Here is a 17,126-nt window from a genome sequence, read left to right as displayed (position 1 = left end):
TTCGTGACCGCCACACAGGAATTGACGTTCGAGTCGACGTCGCGCTTCGCCGAAGTGGACGTCGACGGTCCGCTGAAGCTGCACTATCACGAGGCCGGCGTCGGCAACGACCAGACCGTGGTCCTGCTGCACGGCGGGGGTCCCGGTGCCTCCAGCTGGACCAACTTCTCGCGCAACATCGCGGTGTTCGCCGAGCGGTTCCATGTGCTCGCCGTCGATCAGCCGGGTTACGGCCACTCCGACAAACGCGCCGAGCACGGGCAATTCAACCGCTATGCCGCCACCGCGCTCAAAGGCCTGTTCGACCAACTGGGTCTGGGGCGGGTGCCGTTGATCGGCAACTCTTTGGGCGGCGGCACCGCGGTGCGGTTCGCGCTCGATTACCCGGACAAGGCCGGGCGCCTGGTGCTGATGGGTCCGGGCGGGCTGAGCATCAACCTGTTCGCCCCCGACCCGACCGAGGGCGTGAAGCGGCTGGGCAAATTCTCCGTCGAGCCCACCCGGGAAAACCTCGAGGCGTTCCTGCGGGTCATGGTCTACGACCAGAAGCTGATCACCCCGGAGTTGGTGGAGCAGCGTTTCGAGCTGGCGAGCACGCCCGAATCGCTGACGGCGACGCGGGCGATGGGAAAGTCGTTCGCCGGCGCGGACTTTGAGCTCGGCATGATGTGGCGGGAGGTGCACCGGCTGCGGCAGCCGGTGCTGCTGATCTGGGGCCGCGAGGACCGGGTCAACCCGTTGGACGGCGCGTTCGTCGCGCTGAAGACCATTCCCCGTGCACAGCTACACGTCTTCGGGCAATGTGGGCATTGGGCACAGGTGGAGAAGTTCGACGAGTTCAACAAACTCACGATTGATTTCTTAGGAGGTGGGAGATGAGCATCCGGTCGTTGGGCTATCTGCGCATCGAGGCCACCAATATGGACGCGTGGCGTGAATACGGCCTGAAGGTCCTTGGCATGGTCGAGGGCAAAGGCAACACCGAAGGCGCGCTGTATCTGCGGATGGACGACTTCCCGGCTCGGCTGGTGATCGTGCCCGGTGAGCACGACCGGCTGTCCGAGGCCGGCTGGGAATGCGCGAACGCTGAAGGGCTGCAGGAGATCCGGGAACGCCTCGATGTGGAGGGCACGCCGTACAAGGAGGCCACCGCCGCCGAACTGGCTGACCGCCGCGTCGATGAGATGATCCGATTCTCCGACCCGTCGGGCAACTGCCTGGAAGTGTTCCACGGGGCGGCTTTGGAGCACCGTCGCGTGGTCAGTCGGTACGGGCACAAATTCGTCACCGGTGAGCAGGGCCTGGGCCATGTCGTGTTGTCCACCCGCGACGACGCCGAGTCGCTGCACTTCTATCGCGACGTGCTGGGCTTCAAGCTGCGCGACTCGATGCGGTTGCCCCCGCAGATCGTCGGGCGGCCCGCTGACGGGGCGCCGGCCTGGCTGCGGTTCTTCGGTTGCAATCCGCGCCACCACAGCCTGGCGTTCATGCCCGCTCCGACGCCGAGCGGCATTGTGCACCTGATGGTGGAAGTCGAAAACGCCGACGATGTCGGCCTGTGCCTGGACCGGGCGCTGCGCCGCAAGGTGCCGATGTCGGCGACGCTGGGCCGCCACGTCAACGACCTGATGCTGTCCTTCTACATGAAGACACCCAGCGGCTTCGATATCGAATTTGGTTGTGAGGGAAGGCAGGTCGAAGACCACGATTGGATTGCGCGGGAAAGCACCGCGGTCAGTCTGTGGGGTCACGACTTCTCGGTCGGCTTCAAGGGCTGATTGCAGGGCCAGCCGGTAATGCCTGACGCGCCGATCGACCCGCGCACGTTCCGTAGTGTGCTGGGCCAGTTCTGCACCGGAATCACGATCATCACCACCGTGCACGACGACGTGCCGATCGGATTCGCGTGCCAGTCGTTTGCGGCGCTGTCACTCGACCCGCCGCTGGTGCTGTTCTGCCCGACGAAGGTGTCGCGGTCCTGGCAGGCCATCGAGGCCAGCGGCCGTTTCTGTGTGAACGTGCTGACCGAAAAGCAGAAACATGTTTCGGCCCGGTTCGGGTCCAAAGAGCCCGACAAATTTGCCGGAATCGATTGGCACGTCTCCGATCTCGGTTCGCCGATCATCGACGGGTCGCTGGCTTATATCGACTGCACGGTGGCCTCGGTGCACGACGGTGGAGACCACTTCGTCGTGTTCGGCGCCGTGCAATGCCTCTCCGAGGTGCCCAAGATCAAGCCGCGGCCGCTGTTGTTCTATCGCGGGGAGTACACCGGCATCGAACCGGACAAGACCACGCCGGCGCAATGGCGTGACGACCTGGAAGCGTTCCTCACCACCACCACCCAGGACACCTGGCTGTAAGCGTTACGGGCAGTTAATTGGGACCGCGGTGGTTCTGCGACTCGCGCAAATTGGTGGTCGTCGCGGCGGGTGACTCCTGGCTGTACGCCTGGTCTTCGCGATTCACCCGTGAGAGGTCGTCCGTCTCAGCCGATTCGACATCCTTGTCGCGGTCCTTGTCGCGGCGGACCGTCGGGTCGATGCTGTCCGCGCGTTGCCATTGTTCTTCCAGTTGTTCGCGCGACGCGGTCACTTCACTCTGGTGCGTGGCCGCTCGCTCATGCAGCCTGGCGGCCTCGGCAGCCTTGGCTTCTGCCTCGGCTTGCGCCGCCCGCGCCTTGGCCGCGGTTTCCTCGGCGAGTGCTTCCCGCCGCTGCACCTTGGTTTGTTCGATGCGTGCCTGCTCGCGGATCTGTTCGGCCTGCTGTAGCTGACGACGACGCTTGGCCCTCGTTGCCATGGCGGCCAGTAGGGCAATAACCACAATTGCCACCACTGCGGCGATCACGATCAGGACGATATTTCTGGTACTCATGATGAGCTCCATTGATCGATCGGTGTGCGGTTGTACTGCGACCGTCCTAACCGAGTCCCCATATTGGGCAGAGATAAAACAAACCGTCTCGGGTGAGCAAACAAGTCTGCTGTTGGGGAGTCAACAGCGGCATCGACCCCCGATTGCCGGCCGTCCACAATGGACCCATGGCATTCGACCTGACCGCATACTTCGAGCGCATCAACTACCGCGGCGCCACCGAGCCAACCCTCGAGGTATTGCAGAATCTGGTCACCGCGCACACGCGCGCTATCCCCTTCGAGAACCTCGACCCGCTGCTGGGTGTGCCGGTCGGTGACCTCGGTCCGCAAGCGCTGCTCGACAAACTGGTGCACCGACGCCGCGGCGGCTACTGCTACGAGCAGAACGGCTTGATGGGCTACGTGTTGGCGGAACTCGGATACCAGGTGCGCCGATTCGCCGGCCGGGTGGTGTGGATGCTGGCCCCCGACGCGCCCCTGCCGGCACAGACGCACACCGTTCTCGGCGTCACCTTCCCGGGCTCGGCAGGGTCCTATCTCGTCGACGTCGGTTTCGGGGGCCAGACCCCCACCTCACCGCTGCGCTTGGAAACCGGCGGCGAGCAGCAGACGACGCACGAACCGTACCGACTTGACGATCACGAAGACGGGCTGGTGCTTTCGGCCAAGGTCCGCGATCAATGGCAGACGCTCTATCGATTCACCACGCAGGCGCGGCCGCAGATCGACCTGACCGTGGGCAGTTGGTACGTCTCGACGTGCCCGGCATCGCACTTTGTCACCGGCCTGACCGCGGCCGTGGTGACCGACGATGCCCGGTTGAATCTGGCGGGTCGCAGCCTGGCCATTCATCGCGCCGACGGGTCGGAGAAGATCGTTTTGGACGATGCCGCCGCGGTGGTGGACACCTTGTCCGAGCGGTTCGGCATCAATGTGGCAGACGTCGGCGACCGCAGCGCGCTGGAAGGGCGGATCGCCCAGACCAGTTAGCGGCGCCGCAACCAGGGACCGACGCGCCGCAGGGCTTCCTCGATGTCGCTTCTCGGTCCGGCGAACGACAGCCGGACGAAGAGATTGCCGCGCACGGTGTCGAAGTCGACGCCCGGCGCGATGGCAACGCCGGTGTCGGCCAGCAATCTCGAGCAAAACGACAACGAGTCGTCGGTGAAATCGGAGACGTCGGCGTAGACGTAGAACGCGCCGTCGGTCGGTGCCAACCGGTCGATGCCGATCTGGCGCAGACCGTCGAGCAGCAGTGCGCGGTTGACGCTGTAATGCGCCAGGTTGGCGTCGGCCTCGGCGGCGGATTCGGGGGTGAACGCCGACACTGCGGCGAGTTGGGACAGCACCGGTGGGCAGATGGTGAAATTGCCGGTCAAGCAGTCCACGGCACGACGCAGCTCAGTCGGCACCACCAGCCAGCCCAGGCGCCACCCCGTCATGGCGTAGTACTTGGAGAAGCTGTTGACTATCACCGCGCTACGCGACGTCTGCCATGCGCAACTGGTTGGCGGCGCGCCCGGGTAGACCAGGCCGTGGTAGACCTCGTCGCTGATCAGCCGCACTCCGGACGCGTCACACCAGGAGGCGATGGCCGCGAGCTCCTCGGGCGGTATCACCGTCCCAGTCGGATTGGCCGGGCTCGCGACGATGACGCCCTGCACCGGCGGATCGAGCTCGGCAAGCAGCTGTGCGGTCGGCTGGAACCGGGTCTGCGGGCCGCAAGCGATCTCCACGACTTCGCATCCCAACGCCGACAGGATGTTTCGATAACACGGGTAGCCGGGGCTGGCCATCGCCACCCGATCACCCACGTCGAAGCACGCCAAGAAGGCGAGTAGGAAACCTCCGGACGAACCGGTGGTGACCACCACCGCATCCGGTTCCACGATGATGCCGTGTTGACGTTGGTAGTCGGCCGCGATAGCCGACCGCAGCTCCGGAATGCCCAGCGCCACCGTGTATCCCAACTGATTGAGATGCAGCGCTGAGGCCGCTGCGGCGCGGACCGGCTCCGGGGCGCCCACACTGGGCTGGCCCGCCGAAAGGTTCACCAAGTCACCGTGGGTGCGTTGGCGCTCGGCGGCCGCGAGCCACACATCCATCACGTAAAACGGTGGGATGCCGGCGCGCAGGGCCACTCGATCCGTCACGGCGCTGGCAGAACCTGGGGCTCGAGTCTGCTGAGCAGAGCCGAGGGTGAGTCGAGTAGGTGAGCGCTGCCATGAGCCCGCTTGAAATACAGGTGCATGTCGTGTTCCCAGGTGATCGCTATACCACCGTGCAACTGAATGCCTTCCGCAGCAACGATATTCAATGCCTCGGTAGCGGCCAGCCGTGCGGTGGCGGCGCTGGTGGGCGAGGGTTCGCTACACGCGTCGTTGACGACGGCGCGGGCCGCGGCGATCGTCACATAGAGATCGGCCATGCGGTGCTTGAGTGCCTGGAAGCTGCCGATCGGGCGACCGAATTGCACGCGATTCTTGGCGTATTCGACCGTCAGGTCCAAGCAGCGTTCGGCGGCACCGATCTGCTCGGCCGCCAACAGGATCGCCGCCGCGTCGGCGATGCCGGGGTCGTCGCCGAGCGACTCTGTCTCCTCGGGTTGCAACTTCGCCAGCCGGCGAGTGGGGTCCATTGTGACGACGGGTTGGGCAGTGAAACGCGTCCACCTAGTGAGCTGACCGTCGGCGACGCCGACCACGACATCGGCGACGTCCCCGTTGATCACGTAGTCGGGGTCGATGACCAGAGCCCCGATCGAGCCGCCTTCGGCCAGCGACCCCAGCGTTTCGGCGTCCGGCTCCGCTGCGGCAAGCAGCGCCAACTCGGCCAGCGTGGTACCCAGCAGGGGAGAGGGCACCAGCGCCCGGCCCAACTCCTGCAACACCGTTGCCGCATCGGCCAATTCACCGCCCGCGCCGCCCAACTCCTCGGGCAACACCAGCGCCGCGGCGCCAACCTGTTCGCACAGCAACTGCCACAGGGACTCGTCGTAGCCGCGCTCGGAATCCATCGCCGCCCGCACGGCCGCCGGGCTCGCGTGCTTGGCAACCAGCGCCGCGACGGTGTCGCGCAGCATCTCCCGTTCTTCGCTCACCGTCATAACGCCTCCAGCACTCGGCGCCGGTGTTCCTCCGGCGTACCCCAAGCCGACCGCAACGCCTGCACCCGCAACAGCCAATGCGACAGGTCGTGTTCCTGAGTGAACCCGATGGCGCCGTGGGTCTGCAACGCCGAACGCGCCGCCAGCAAGCCGGCCTCGCCGGCCGCGACTTTGGCCGCGCTGACATCACGCGGCGCCAAGGTCAGTGCCGCGCCGTAGACCAGAGGGCGGGCCAATTCGATCGCGATGAGGACGTCGGCGAGCTTGTGCTTGATGGCCTGATAGGAGCCGATCACCCGGCCGAATTGGGCGCGCTGTTTGGCATAGTCGACGGTCGTGTGCAGCAGAGCTTCTGCGGCGCCCACCAATTGCGCCGCGGTGGACAATGCCCCGAATTCGTACCCGCGCGCGACATCGGCGTTCCAGGAATCACCGCTTGGGGTCACGTCGAAGAGGTGACGGCTGGGGTCGACGGACTCATGTCGGTCACCGGCTTGGCCTTCGGACACACCGTTGTCTCCGGTCAGCAGCACCAGCCCGGCGGTGTCGGCGTCGACCGCCCGCGGCACCTGCGGGGGCAGCGCGACGGTGGCGATGAGCTCACCGGTGGCCAACCCGGCGCTGCGCTCGTCGTCGGCAAGCAAAACCGGTGCCACGGCGATGGATTCGGTGACCGGTCCAGGTACACACCAACGGCCGAGGCGCTCCAGGGCGACCACCAGATCCACCGGATGAGCGTCGAGGCCGTCGTACTTCTCCGAGACCATCAGGGCCGTCACGCCGAGGTTGGCCAGTTGCTCCCATACCTTGCGGCCGGGTGCGGTGTCACCGGCCGACCACGCCCGCACCACAGTCGGCAGGTCGGCAGCACCGAGCGCCGCATCGATGCTCGCGGCGAAGTCACGCTGCTGTGCGTCGAGTGCAAATTCCACTATCGCTTCTCCCGGGGCAGACCGAGTAGTCGTTCGGAGATGATGTTGCGCTGAATCTCGTTGGTACCGGCGTAAATCGGTCCCCCCAACGCGAACAGCAGGCCCTCGGTCCAGGAGCTCGCCAGTTCTGCGTCGGCGCCCAGGATGTCGAGCGCGGTCTGGTGGATCTCGACGTCGAGGTCTGACCAGAACACCTTGGTCACCGATGATTCCGCTCCCAGCTCGCCGCCGGCGGCCAGCCTGGTGACTGTGCCGAAGGTCTGCAACCGGTAGGCCTGCGCCTTGATCCACCCGTCGGCCACCCGGTCGGCGAAGGGCTCCGGTGAGCCGTTGTCTTTCCACAGCTGCACCAGCCGCTCGGCCGCCGCCAGGAAACGCGCCGGGCTGCGCAACGACATGCCCCGCTCATTGCTCGACGTACTCATGGCCGCGCGCCAGCCCTCGTTGGGATTGCCGATCACGTCCTGGTCGGGGACGAAGACATCGTCGAGGAAGATTTCTCCGAATCCGGTGTCACCGCCCAACTGGACGATGGGGCGAACGGTGACGCCGTCGGCCTTGAGGTCGAACATGAAGTAGGTCAGTCCGTGATGCCGTTGCGCTTCGGGGTCAGACCGGAACAACCCGAAGCCCATGTCGGCGAACGGTGCTCGCGAGCTCCAGATCTTCTGACCGTTGAGCAGCCAGCCGCCGTCGGTTCTCCTGGCCGTGGATCGCAGTGAGGCCAGGTCGCTACCGGATTCGGGCTCCGACCAGGCCTGCGCCCAGATTTGTTCGCCACTGGCCATTTTCGGCAAGATGCGGTCGAGTTGTTCGGAGGTGCCGTGCGCGAACAGCGTCGGCGCCAGCATCGAGGTGCCGTTGGCGCTTGCCCGGCCGGGCGCTCCGGCGCGGAAGTATTCCTCTTCGTACACCACCCAGTGCAGCAGCGGGGCGTCGCGGCCACCGTACTTCTTCGGCCAGGTGATGACCGACAGGCCGGCGTCGAATAGCACCCGGTCCCAACGTCGGTGCTGGGCAAAGCCTTCGGCGTTGTCGTAGGACTTCGTCGGTATCTCGTCGGCGTTGGCCGCCAAGAAGTCTCGCACCTCGGCTTGGAAGGCCAGCGTGTCGTCGTCGAAATCAAGATCCATTTAGGCCAACTCTCGCAGTTGTGGTTTGACCACCTTGCCACCGGCGTTCCGCGGCAACGCGTCGACGAACCGCACCGACCGCGGCGCCTTGAAGTTCGCCAAATGCTCACGCGCGTAGGCGATCACGGACGCTTCGTCGAGACCGGCGTCGGGTCGGGGGATGATGAATGCTCGCCCGACCTCGCCCAGCCGGTCATCGGGAACCCCGATGACCGCGACGTCGGCGACGCCGGGCATCCGGGCCAGCGCCTGCTCGACCTCGGCGGGGTAGACGTTGAACCCACCGCAGATGTACATGTCTTTGAGCCGGTCGGTGATGCGCAGGTTGCCCGCATCGTCGATGGTCCCGATGTCGCCGGTGTGCAACCAACCGTCCGCGTCGATGGCGGCTGCCGTCGCGTCGGGGTCATCGAGGTAACCCAGCATCACATTCGGCCCGCGCAGCAGCACTTCACCGGAATCGTCGATGCGTAGCTCGAATTCGGCGAAGGGACGGCCGCACGTGGTGGCTACCGTCACCGCGTCATCCTCGGCCCGACACATCGTGCCCATCCCGTTGGCCTCGGTCAGGCCGTAAGCGGTGAGCACGATGTCGATGTCGAGTTCGGATTGCATGCGCTCGACCAGGACCACCGGCACCGTGGCCGCGCCGGTCACCGCGAATCGCAGTGAGCTCAGGTCGTATTCGCGACGGGCAGGGTGATCGAGCAGGGTCTGATAGATGGTCGGCGGTCCGGGCAACACGGTGATGCGGTGCTGCTCGATCGCCTGCAGGGCGCGCAGCGGATCGAAGGTGAGGTGGGGGATCAGCGTGGCGCCGGTCTGCAGGCAAGCCAAAATGCCGGCCTTGTAACCGAAGTTGTGAAAGAACGGGTTGATGCACAGGTAGCGGTCGTGGCTGGTGATCTTCCCGTTGGCCGCCCAGGACGCCGAGGCCGACAGCGATTGCCGGTGCGCGCACAGCACACCTTTGCTGCGGCCCGTGGTGCCCGAGGTGAACAGGATGTCACTGACGTCGTCGGGAACGACCGCGCCGGCCCGGGCGTGCGCCGCTTCGACGTCGGTCCCGTTGGCCATGAATTCGTCCCAGGTGCCGTCTGCTTCTTCGATCGGCACCCGCACGACATGCCGCAACGCGGGCAGCGCGGCGCCGTCGAGGCCGGCAGCCCGATCGGTGCCCAGGAAGCGTCCCATCGCGAACAGCACCGGCGCCTCGGTGCGGGCCAGAATGTCGGCGGCTTCCGCGGCGGTGTAGCGGGTGTTCAGTGGCACCATCGCCGCACCGGCGTGATGAATGGCCAGGCAAGCGACCACCCAATGCCAGGTGTTGGGTGACCAGATCGCCACCCGATCACCGGCCTGGACACCCAGTGCGATGAGCGCGGCCGCGGCCCGATGTACCTCGGCGCGCAGTTGCGTCGAGGTGAAGCTGCGATCCTCGGTGATGAGCGCGTCGTGGTCGGGGAACTGCCGCGCGAGACGATCCAGCGCCGCGGGCACGGTGCGCGGATCGCTGGTCATGACGCTCCATTCTCAACCGGTCCTAGCCGGGCTAACAAAGCAAGTGCTTGGTAGGTTAGCCTACAGGTCATGCAGGACGTCGAGGAGTTCCGGGCGGAGGTCCGCGATTGGCTCGCCGACAATCTGGTGGGCGAATTCGCAGCTCTCAAGGGTCTCGGCGGCCCGGGACGCGAGCATGAGGCGTTCGAAGAACGCCGGGCATGGAACCAGCACCTGGCGGCGGCGGGACTGACCTGCCTGGGCTGGCCGGTCGAGCACGGCGGGCGTGGCCTGTCGACCGCGCATCGGGTTGCCTTCTACGAGGAGTACGCGCTCGCCAACGCGCCCGACAAGGTCAACCATTTCGGCGAGGAGTTGTTGGGCCCCACCCTGATCGCGTTCGGAACCCCGGAGCAACAACAGCGCTTCCTGCCCCGCATTCTCGATGTCACGGAGCTGTGGTGCCAGGGGTACTCGGAGCCCGGTGCCGGCAGCGACCTGGCCAATGTGTCGACCACGGCCGAACTCGACGGGGATCAATGGGTGATCAACGGCCAGAAGGTGTGGACGTCTCTGGCCCACCTGTCCCAGTGGTGCTTCGTGGTGGCACGCACCCAGAAGGGCTCCAAGCGCCACGCCGGGTTGTCTTATCTGTTGGTGCCGCTGGATCAGCCCGGAGTGCAGGTGCGGCCGATCGTTCAGATCACCGGTACGGCCGAGTTCAACGAGGTCTTCTTCGACGACGCCCGCACCGACTCTTCGCTGGTGGTCGGCCAGCCTGGCGACGGGTGGCGCGTCGCGATGGGCACGCTCACCTTCGAGCGCGGTGTCTCGACCCTGGGTCAGCAAATCGTCTATGCGCGTGAGCTTTCCAATCTCGCCGAGCTCGCGCAGCGCAACGGCGCCGCCGACGACCCGTTCATCCGGCAACGGCTGACCCGGGCGTGGACCGGACTGCGGGCCATGCGTTCCTACGCCTTGGCCACCATGGATGTCGAGCAGCCGGGACAGGACAACGTGTCGAAGTTGTTGTGGGCCAACTGGCATCGTTCGTTGGGTGAGTTGGCCATGGATGTGCTCGGCAAGCCCGGGTTGACCATGACCGACGGCGAGTTCAACGAGTGGCAGCGGCTTTACCTGTTCACTCGCGCGGACACCATCTACGGCGGTTCCAACGAGATCCAGCGCAATATCATCGCCGAGCGGGTGCTCGGCTTGCCGAGGGAGGTCAAGGGGTGACGCTGTCTGTCGCGCCGAAAGAGATTGCCGGCCATGGCCTGTTGGACGGCAAGGTCGTCGTGGTGACCGCGGCGGCGGGCACCGGCATCGGTTCGGCCACCGCGCGCCGCGCGCTGCTCGAGGGCGCCGACGTGATGATCTCCGATCACCACGAACGCCGGCTCACCGAAACCGCGACCGAGTTGTCGGAGTTGGGTCTGGGTCGGGTGGAGAGCGTGGTCTGCGACGTCACCTCCACCGCACAAGTCGACGCGTTGTTCGCCTCGACCACCGCGCGGCTGGGCCGGATCGACGTGCTGGTCAACAACGCCGGGTTGGGCGGACAAACACCGGTGGCCGACATGACCGACGAGGAGTGGGACCGGGTGCTGGACGTGTCCTTGACGTCGGTGTTCCGGGCCACCCGGGCGGTGCTGCGGTATTTCCGCGACGCGCCCCACGGTGGGGTGATCGTGAACAACGCCAGCGTGCTGGGCTGGCGGGCTCAGCATTCACAGGCGCACTATGCCGCGGCCAAAGCGGGCGTGATGGCCCTGACCCGTTGCAGCGCAATCGAAGCCGCCGAATACGGCGTGCGGATCAACGCGGTCTCGCCGAGCATCGCCCGGCACAAGTTCCTCGACAAGACCAGCTCGCCGGAGCTGCTCGACCGGCTGTCGTCCCGCGAGGCGTTCGGCCGCGCCGCAGAGCCGTGGGAGGTGGCGGCGACGATCGCGTTCTTAGCCAGCGACTACTCCAGTTACCTCACCGGAGAAGTGATCTCGGTTTCCAGCCAGCACCCGTAAGCGCGCCTTGAGGAAGCTCGAGACGACGCCGTTCAGGTTAGAGGCTGTGCTGGCGTGCTCGAAAAATTCGGAGGCATCAGCCGGGTCCTGCCAAGGCGGTGATGAAGGTCGGACACGAATTTACCGGTGTTGTGCGGCCGGATGTGAAAGCGCCACCGACATCGGTGATCGACCCAACCCCGTGTTGTAATTGCCCGAATTTTAGAGCCGGTATTGACACTGCCTGAATTGCCGTCAAGCTCACGTGAGCGCCAGTGAATATGAGCGGTTTCGCTGACCCGACGTGAACATTCGGGTGCCACTGTCGCTGACAGTACCGGCCGCGCGCCGACCCGCGACTTTCCGTCGGGGCCGTCCGCGCCCCCGAATCGGTGACGAATTGGGGCCTCAGGACAAGTAAACTCAGCAATGAGCTTTCGGCGCGGGCCTCGGCCGCTCGTCAGCTTTCCAACGGGGGATTCGATGCTCAAGTAACAAACACTGGTGGGAGGCTGTTCGTGACCAACGGGCCGTATCCGTGGGGCCAACCCCCGAATCCGGCGGACGGCGCCACACAGGCCGCCTGGCCACTGCCGCCCGCGCCGCATGCACCCGCATGGCCCCAGCCAGGCGCAGCGCCTCACCAGAGCTACCAGCCGTGGCCGACGGGCGGTCCCCCGATGCCCGCAGCTCGTTTTGGCCCGCCACCGGGGCGGCCCAACCGAAGGCCGCTCATCATTGCGTTGAGCATCCTCGCGGCCGTCGTGCTGGTCGTGGTCGTGGTCATCATCGCGGTGGTCTCCTCTGGCGGCGACGGCAAGTCGGGCAGTGCTGCGGACGCGGTCAAGGGATACCTCGATGCCCTCGCACGCGGCGACGCGACGGCGGCCTTGAGCTACAGCAGCGATCAGCCGGGGTCGAAAGATTTCCTCACCGACGAAACCCTGAAGAAGCAGATCGAGCGTTGGCCGATTACCGACATCAAGATTCTCAGCGACACTGCGGCATACTCCTTCGGGCAGGTGCATGTGTCGGCGAAATTCGGGGAAAACATCTCTGATGTCACGCTTTCGGTAAAGAAATCCGGAGGGGATTGGAAACTCGACCACGCGACGGTAAAAGTGGACGCTCTAGGTACCACCGAGAATAAATCGCTGGACACCCTGACGTTCTTCGGAAGTTCGGTCGGCAAGTCGCCCGCGTACGTATTCCCCGGCTTCATCGATATCGGGAGTACAAACCCAAACCTGGCCGTCAAACTGAAGAAACCGCTACTTCTTGACGCACTTTCATCTGGCACCAGTTATTACAGCCAAGCGGATTTCAGCCTCAGCCCCGCCGGGGAGTCGGCGATAATGTCGGCGATATCGACGGCTCTGACTGCGTGCACGTCATCTCAGCAGCTGGCGCCTCCCGATTGCCCGCAACGCGCGCGGGACCCGGACATCGTTGACGGCACTGTGGTGTGGGGTCAGCCCGACCTGAGCGGCCTGAAGATCTCTTTCTTCGACGAGTACCGCTTGGAGGCGCGGGTATCTGACGAGGTTCCGTTTCCGCTGACCGCTCGAACGAAGTCCGGTGGCACGAAGACCGGTGAAGTGCGCGCCTACATCAGCGCGCAGGCGGATGTTTCGCAGAGCCCGCCGGTGGTCTCGATGCGTTGACCGATGAGCGTCGCTCATTGGCCGAGCAAGCGCTTGGTTGATACCCTGGTCGGGTGGAGAAAGTGACCCAGGCGAACAGCCGGCGAGACGAGCTACTCGAGCTTGCCGCCACCATGTTCGCCGAACGCGGTCTGCGCGCCACCACCGTTCGTGACATTGCCGATAGCGCCGGCATCCTGTCCGGCAGTCTGTATCACCACTTCGCCTCCAAAGAGGAGATGGTCGACGACCTGCTGCGCGGCTTCCTCGACTGGTTGTTCGCCCGGTATCGCGAGATCCTGGACAATGAGTCGAACCCGCTGGAGCGGCTCAAAGGCTTGTTCATGGCGTCCTTCGAGGCGATCGAGCACCGGCACGCCCAAGTCGTCATCTACCAGGACGAGGCGCAACGACTCTCCAGCCAGCCCCGGTTCTCCTACATCGAGGACTTGAACAAACAGCAGCGGAAAATGTGGATAGACGTCCTGCATCAAGGCATCGACGAGGGCTACTTCCGTGCCGACCTGGACGTCGACCTGATCTACCGTTTCATTAGGGACACCACCTGGGTGTCGGTGCGCTGGTATCAGCCCGGCGGACCACTCACCGCCGAGCAAGTAGGTCGGCAATATCTCGCCATCGTCCTGGGCGGGATCACCGCCGAAAAGTAGAAGGAGTCGAATCATGCCTGAGGCGTACATCGTTGAGGCTGTGCGTACCGCGGTCGGCAAGCGCAATGGCGCACTGGCCGGGGTACATCCCGTCGACCTGGGCGCTTTGGCGTGGCGTGGGCTGTTCGACCGGACTGATCTGGATCCCGCCGCCGTCGACGACGTCATCGCCGGTTGTGTCGATGCGATCGGGGCGCAAGCCGGCAACATCGCCCGACTGTCCTGGCTGGCTGCCGGATTCCCCGAAGAGGTCCCCGGCGTGACCGTCGACCGGCAGTGCGGTTCCAGTCAGCAAGCCATTTCGTTTGGCGCACAGGCGATCATGTCCGGCACCGCCGATGTCATCGTGGCCGGCGGCGTGCAGAACATGAGCCAGATCCCGATCTCGTCGGCGATGACCGTCGGTGAGCAGTTCGGCTTCACCTCGCCGACCAACGAGTCCAAGCAGTGGTTGCACCGCTACGGCGACCAGGAAATCTCGCAGTTCCGCGGTTCGGAGTTGATCGCCGAGAAGTGGAATCTGTCGCGCGAAGAGATGGAGCAGTACGCACTGACCAGCCACGAGCGCGCGTTCGCCGCCATCCGCAGTGGGCATTTCGACAACGAAATCCTCACCGTCGAAACCGAATCCGGTCCCTTCCGGGTGGACGAAGGGCCTCGCGAGTCGTCGCTGGAGAAGATGGCCGGGTTGAAGCCGCTCGTCGAGGGAGGCAAGCTGACCGCGGCCATGGCCAGCCAGATCTCCGACGGGGCCAGCGCCGTGCTGTTGGCCTCCGAGCAGGCGGTCAAGGACCACGGACTGACGCCCCGCGCGCGCATCCACCACATCAGCGCCCGCGCCGCCGACCCGGTGTTCATGCTGACCGGCCCCATCCCGGCTACCCGCTATGCGCTGGAAAAGACCGGGCTGTCCATAGACGACATCGACACCGTGGAGATCAACGAGGCGTTCGCACCCGTTGTGCTGGCCTGGCTCAAGGAGATCAAGGCCGACCCGGAGAAGGTCAACCCCAATGGCGGTGCAATCGCGCTCGGGCATCCGCTGGGCGCGACCGGTGCCAAGCTGTTCACCACCATGCTCAACGAGCTGGAGCGCATCGGCGGCCGTTACGGGCTGCAGACGATGTGCGAGGGCGGCGGCACTGCCAACGTCACCATCATCGAACGGCTCTAACCTTCTTCGTATCGCCGATCGGGCGGCGTCGCGACCTCTGGCCGGCTGGACAAGAAGGACAGCGTGCGGGATGTTGCCGGCCGGCAGTCGCGCGGTGGGGTTCTGTCAATTCCGGTGATTTCTCGGCGTTCCTGTGGCTAAACTCCGCGTCAAATCGGGCTGCGACTCACCTGACGTACGCGAACCTGCTGGAGGCTTGAATGTCGTTCGTTACCGCGGTGCCCGACGTGGTTGCCGACGCCGCAGCAGGTCTAAAAGATCTCAACGCGACGATCAACTCCGCCCAAGCGGCGGCGGCCTCGTCGACGACGGGTATCGCCGCGGCCGCCGGTGACGAGGTGTCGGCGGCCATCGCAGCGCTGTTCTCGCAACAAGGTCGCGCATTTCAGGCGCTGAGTGCACAGGCGGCGGCGTTTCACAACCAGTTCGTCGAGGTCCTCAATGCGGCCGCACGCGCGTATTCGACCGCCGAGGCGGCCAATGCGGCCCAGCTGCAGGTTCTGCAGAATGACGCGCTTGCCCTGATCAATGGGCCGACCGAGTCGCTGCTGGGCCGTCCGCTGATCGGCAATGGCAGCGACGGAACCACCAGCGCAACTGGAATCGGATCGGCCGGCGGAGCGGGTGGCATTCTGTGGGGCGACGGCGGTCACGGCGGTGCCAGCTTTGCCGACGGCGTGCAGGGCGGTGCGGGCGGTCCGGCCGGATTGATCGGAACCGGTGGCACGGGCGGGATAGGTGGACCTGGTGCGGCCGGCGGGCGCGGCGGTGCGGGCGGGTTGCTGTGGGGCAACGGCGGCACCGGCGGCGCGGGTGGCTGGACTGGGATCGGCGGCGCCGGCGGCAACGCCATACTCTTCGGTAACGGCGGTATGGGCGGACAGGGCGGAACCTTCACGGTCAACGCCGCCGGGGTGACCGTTGCCGGGGGAGCAGGGGGGTCGGGAGGAACCGGCGGCCTGCTGTGGGGCAACGGTGGTGCGGGCGGTATCGGTGGCCCCTATGCCCCCGGTGGTGCCGGCGGCAGCGCGCAATGGTTCGGCGACGGTGGCGAAGGCGGCATGGGTGGCGCGTTTGCCAACGGCGGTCTCGGCGGCGACGGCGGTCACCTGATCGGCAACGGCGGCGACGGCGGAACCGGCGGCGTCATTTCGGGAATGGGCGCCCCCGGGGGCGTCAGTGGCCAATTGCTGGGCCACGCCGGGGCTACCGGTGACAACGGCGGCCCGGCCAAGGTCGAGCTGACGATGCACAACACCCGCCCGACGCTGCAAGTCTCCGTCAACGGCGCACCGTTTGCCACAGCAACGGTGGACTCCGGATCCAGCGCACTGCTCTTCGCGCCCGATGACGTCGACCTGCATGCGCTGGGCATCCCCACCAGGACGGGTGTCACCTACGAGTTCGGGGTGCCCGGTGACGAGACCGTCGTCACCTACGACCAGTACACGGCATCGGTGAACTTCGGGGACGGGATTGCCACCAAGCCGACGACCATCGGCGTCATCACCTCCGAACTCCACAACGGAGTCAAGATCGACCCGGAAACCCTGGTGGGGACCGGGGCCAACACGGTCGACACTCGGTTCCCCGTCACTGCCGTACAACAGTTGCCGGGCCAACTGGCCCACGGGGTGCTCGTCAACCAGCCCGGACATTATTTCCAATTCGGCGACAACCCACTGCCCGCCTTGGCTTCGGTCACCGGCTCGCCGACCACCGATGGACTGTCCGTGCAGATTGGCTCAGGAAATCTCCAACCTGCCACCGGCGCGTTCGTCGATACCGGCGGGGTCGACGGCGTGATACCCCGCAACCTCCTGCCAGCCGATCTGCAATACCTTGCCGATGGTCAGCCGCTCCCGCAGGGGACGCAAATCTATGTGGAGACCCGCGGCGGTGAATTGGTGTACCACCAGGTGGTGGTCGCCGGCGACGAGCCCACGGTGACGGCTGCCGAAGGCAGCGGTGGCCACTTCAACACCGGAAACTATCCCTACACGCTAATGCCGATCTATACCTCGTACAGTCCTTCCGGTGTCGGCACAACGGTGTTCGACCGGCTACTGCCCTGAGTGGATGGCG

The 17,126-nt window shown here is 65.5% G+C and carries 15 protein-coding genes and 1 pseudogene; 10 read left to right on the top strand and 6 right to left on the bottom strand.

What is annotated here, in order from left to right; translation table 11 throughout:
- Positions 1-3: 3 nt before the first annotated feature.
- Genes hsaD through hsaB form a run of 3 tightly spaced genes read left to right on the top strand, consistent with a single transcriptional unit; the run spans position 4 to position 2,363 of the window.
- On the top strand, positions 4-879 hold the full coding sequence (gene hsaD / locus I2456_RS25670; protein WP_085075576.1) for a 4,5:9,10-diseco-3-hydroxy-5,9,17-trioxoandrosta-1(10),2-diene-4-oate hydrolase: 876 nt from the start codon (positions 4-6) through the stop codon (positions 877-879).
- Complete coding sequence (hsaC, locus tag I2456_RS25665) at positions 876-1,778, top strand: iron-dependent extradiol dioxygenase HsaC (protein WP_085075577.1); 903 nt, start codon at positions 876-878, stop codon at positions 1,776-1,778. Before hsaD ends, hsaC begins: the two co-directional genes overlap by 4 nt.
- 18 nt (positions 1,779-1,796) lie before the next feature.
- Positions 1,797-2,363 carry a 3-hydroxy-9,10-secoandrosta-1,3,5(10)-triene-9,17-dione monooxygenase reductase subunit gene (gene hsaB, locus I2456_RS25660; RefSeq protein WP_068023267.1) on the top strand — a complete coding sequence of 189 codons (567 nt, stop codon included), beginning with the start codon at positions 1,797-1,799 and terminating at the stop codon, positions 2,361-2,363.
- A gap of 13 nt (positions 2,364-2,376) precedes the next feature.
- On the opposite strand, the gene I2456_RS25655 is transcribed toward hsaB, so the two are convergent.
- Entirely contained in the window at positions 2,377-2,889 is a 513-nt protein-coding gene (locus I2456_RS25655) for a hypothetical protein (RefSeq protein ID WP_174814216.1), read from the bottom strand.
- 155 nt (positions 2,890-3,044) lie between these two features.
- Between I2456_RS25655 and I2456_RS25650 the strand changes: the two are divergent.
- Positions 3,045-3,898 (top strand): annotated as a pseudogene (locus tag I2456_RS25650) (arylamine N-acetyltransferase family protein); the annotation flags it as partial.
- Here I2456_RS25650 and I2456_RS25645 read toward each other — a convergent pair.
- Genes I2456_RS25645 through fadD3 form a run of 5 tightly spaced genes read right to left on the bottom strand, consistent with a single transcriptional unit; the run spans position 3,866 to position 9,571 of the window.
- The gene (locus I2456_RS25645) at positions 3,866-5,032 is read right to left on the bottom strand and encodes a pyridoxal phosphate-dependent aminotransferase (protein WP_085075579.1); all 1,167 of its coding nucleotides are present in this window, start codon (positions 5,030-5,032) and stop codon (positions 3,866-3,868) included. The pseudogene I2456_RS25650 and the gene I2456_RS25645 sit on opposite strands and share 33 nt — an antisense overlap.
- Entirely contained in the window at positions 5,029-5,985 is a 957-nt protein-coding gene (gene ipdE2 / locus I2456_RS25640; RefSeq protein WP_139823326.1) for an acyl-CoA dehydrogenase IpdE2, read from the bottom strand. Before ipdE2 ends, I2456_RS25645 begins: the two co-directional genes overlap by 4 nt.
- Positions 5,982-6,917 (bottom strand): acyl-CoA dehydrogenase family protein, encoded by a 936-nt coding sequence (locus I2456_RS25635; protein WP_085075580.1) that lies wholly within the window; start codon positions 6,915-6,917, stop codon positions 5,982-5,984. The genes ipdE2 and I2456_RS25635 overlap by 4 nt, the downstream gene beginning before the upstream one ends.
- Entirely contained in the window at positions 6,917-8,050 is a 1,134-nt protein-coding gene (locus I2456_RS25630; protein WP_068023279.1) for an acyl-CoA dehydrogenase family protein, read from the bottom strand. Before I2456_RS25630 ends, I2456_RS25635 begins: the two co-directional genes overlap by 1 nt.
- The gene (gene fadD3, locus I2456_RS25625; protein ID WP_085075581.1) at positions 8,051-9,571 is read right to left on the bottom strand and encodes a 3-((3aS,4S,7aS)-7a-methyl-1,5-dioxo-octahydro-1H-inden-4-yl)propanoate--CoA ligase FadD3; all 1,521 of its coding nucleotides are present in this window, start codon (positions 9,569-9,571) and stop codon (positions 8,051-8,053) included.
- Between the two features lie 69 nt (positions 9,572-9,640).
- On the opposite strand from fadD3, the gene ipdE1 reads away from it, so the two are divergent.
- The 6 genes from ipdE1 to I2456_RS25595 all read left to right on the top strand — a co-directional run bounded on the left by ipdE1 (position 9,641) and on the right by I2456_RS25595 (position 17,116).
- Positions 9,641-10,789, top strand: a complete 1,149-nt coding sequence (gene ipdE1, locus I2456_RS25620; protein ID WP_085075582.1) for an acyl-CoA dehydrogenase IpdE1 — start codon at positions 9,641-9,643, stop codon at positions 10,787-10,789.
- Positions 10,786-11,574, top strand: a complete 789-nt coding sequence (gene ipdF / locus I2456_RS25615; RefSeq protein WP_068023289.1) for a (5R,7aS)-5-hydroxy-7a-methyl-1-oxo-2,3,5,6,7,7a-hexahydro-1H-indene-carboxyl-CoA reductase — start codon at positions 10,786-10,788, stop codon at positions 11,572-11,574. The genes ipdE1 and ipdF overlap by 4 nt, the downstream gene beginning before the upstream one ends.
- Positions 11,575-12,296: 722 nt before the next feature.
- Positions 12,297-13,217, top strand: a complete 921-nt coding sequence (locus tag I2456_RS25610) for a DUF4878 domain-containing protein (RefSeq protein ID WP_163703896.1) — start codon at positions 12,297-12,299, stop codon at positions 13,215-13,217.
- 113 nt (positions 13,218-13,330) lie between these two features.
- Positions 13,331-13,867, top strand: a complete 537-nt coding sequence (locus I2456_RS25605) for a TetR/AcrR family transcriptional regulator (RefSeq protein ID WP_390639659.1) — start codon at positions 13,331-13,333, stop codon at positions 13,865-13,867.
- 13 nt (positions 13,868-13,880) lie between these two features.
- A complete protein-coding gene (gene fadA6 / locus I2456_RS25600; RefSeq protein WP_068023298.1) occupies positions 13,881-15,041 on the top strand; it encodes a steroid 3-ketoacyl-CoA thiolase FadA6 in 1,161 nt (386 codons plus the stop codon).
- Positions 15,042-15,241: 200 nt separating this feature from the next.
- Positions 15,242-17,116: a PecA family PE domain-processing aspartic protease gene (locus I2456_RS25595; protein WP_085075583.1), complete on the top strand. Its 1,875-nt coding sequence runs from the start codon at positions 15,242-15,244 to the stop codon at positions 17,114-17,116.
- The last annotated feature ends 10 nt before the right edge of the window (positions 17,117-17,126 follow it).

It is taken from the genome of Mycobacterium kubicae, from assembly GCF_015689175.1.
Taxonomy (GTDB): domain Bacteria; phylum Actinomycetota; class Actinomycetes; order Mycobacteriales; family Mycobacteriaceae; genus Mycobacterium; species Mycobacterium kubicae.
This window is presented reverse-complemented; position numbering and strand designations above follow the sequence as displayed.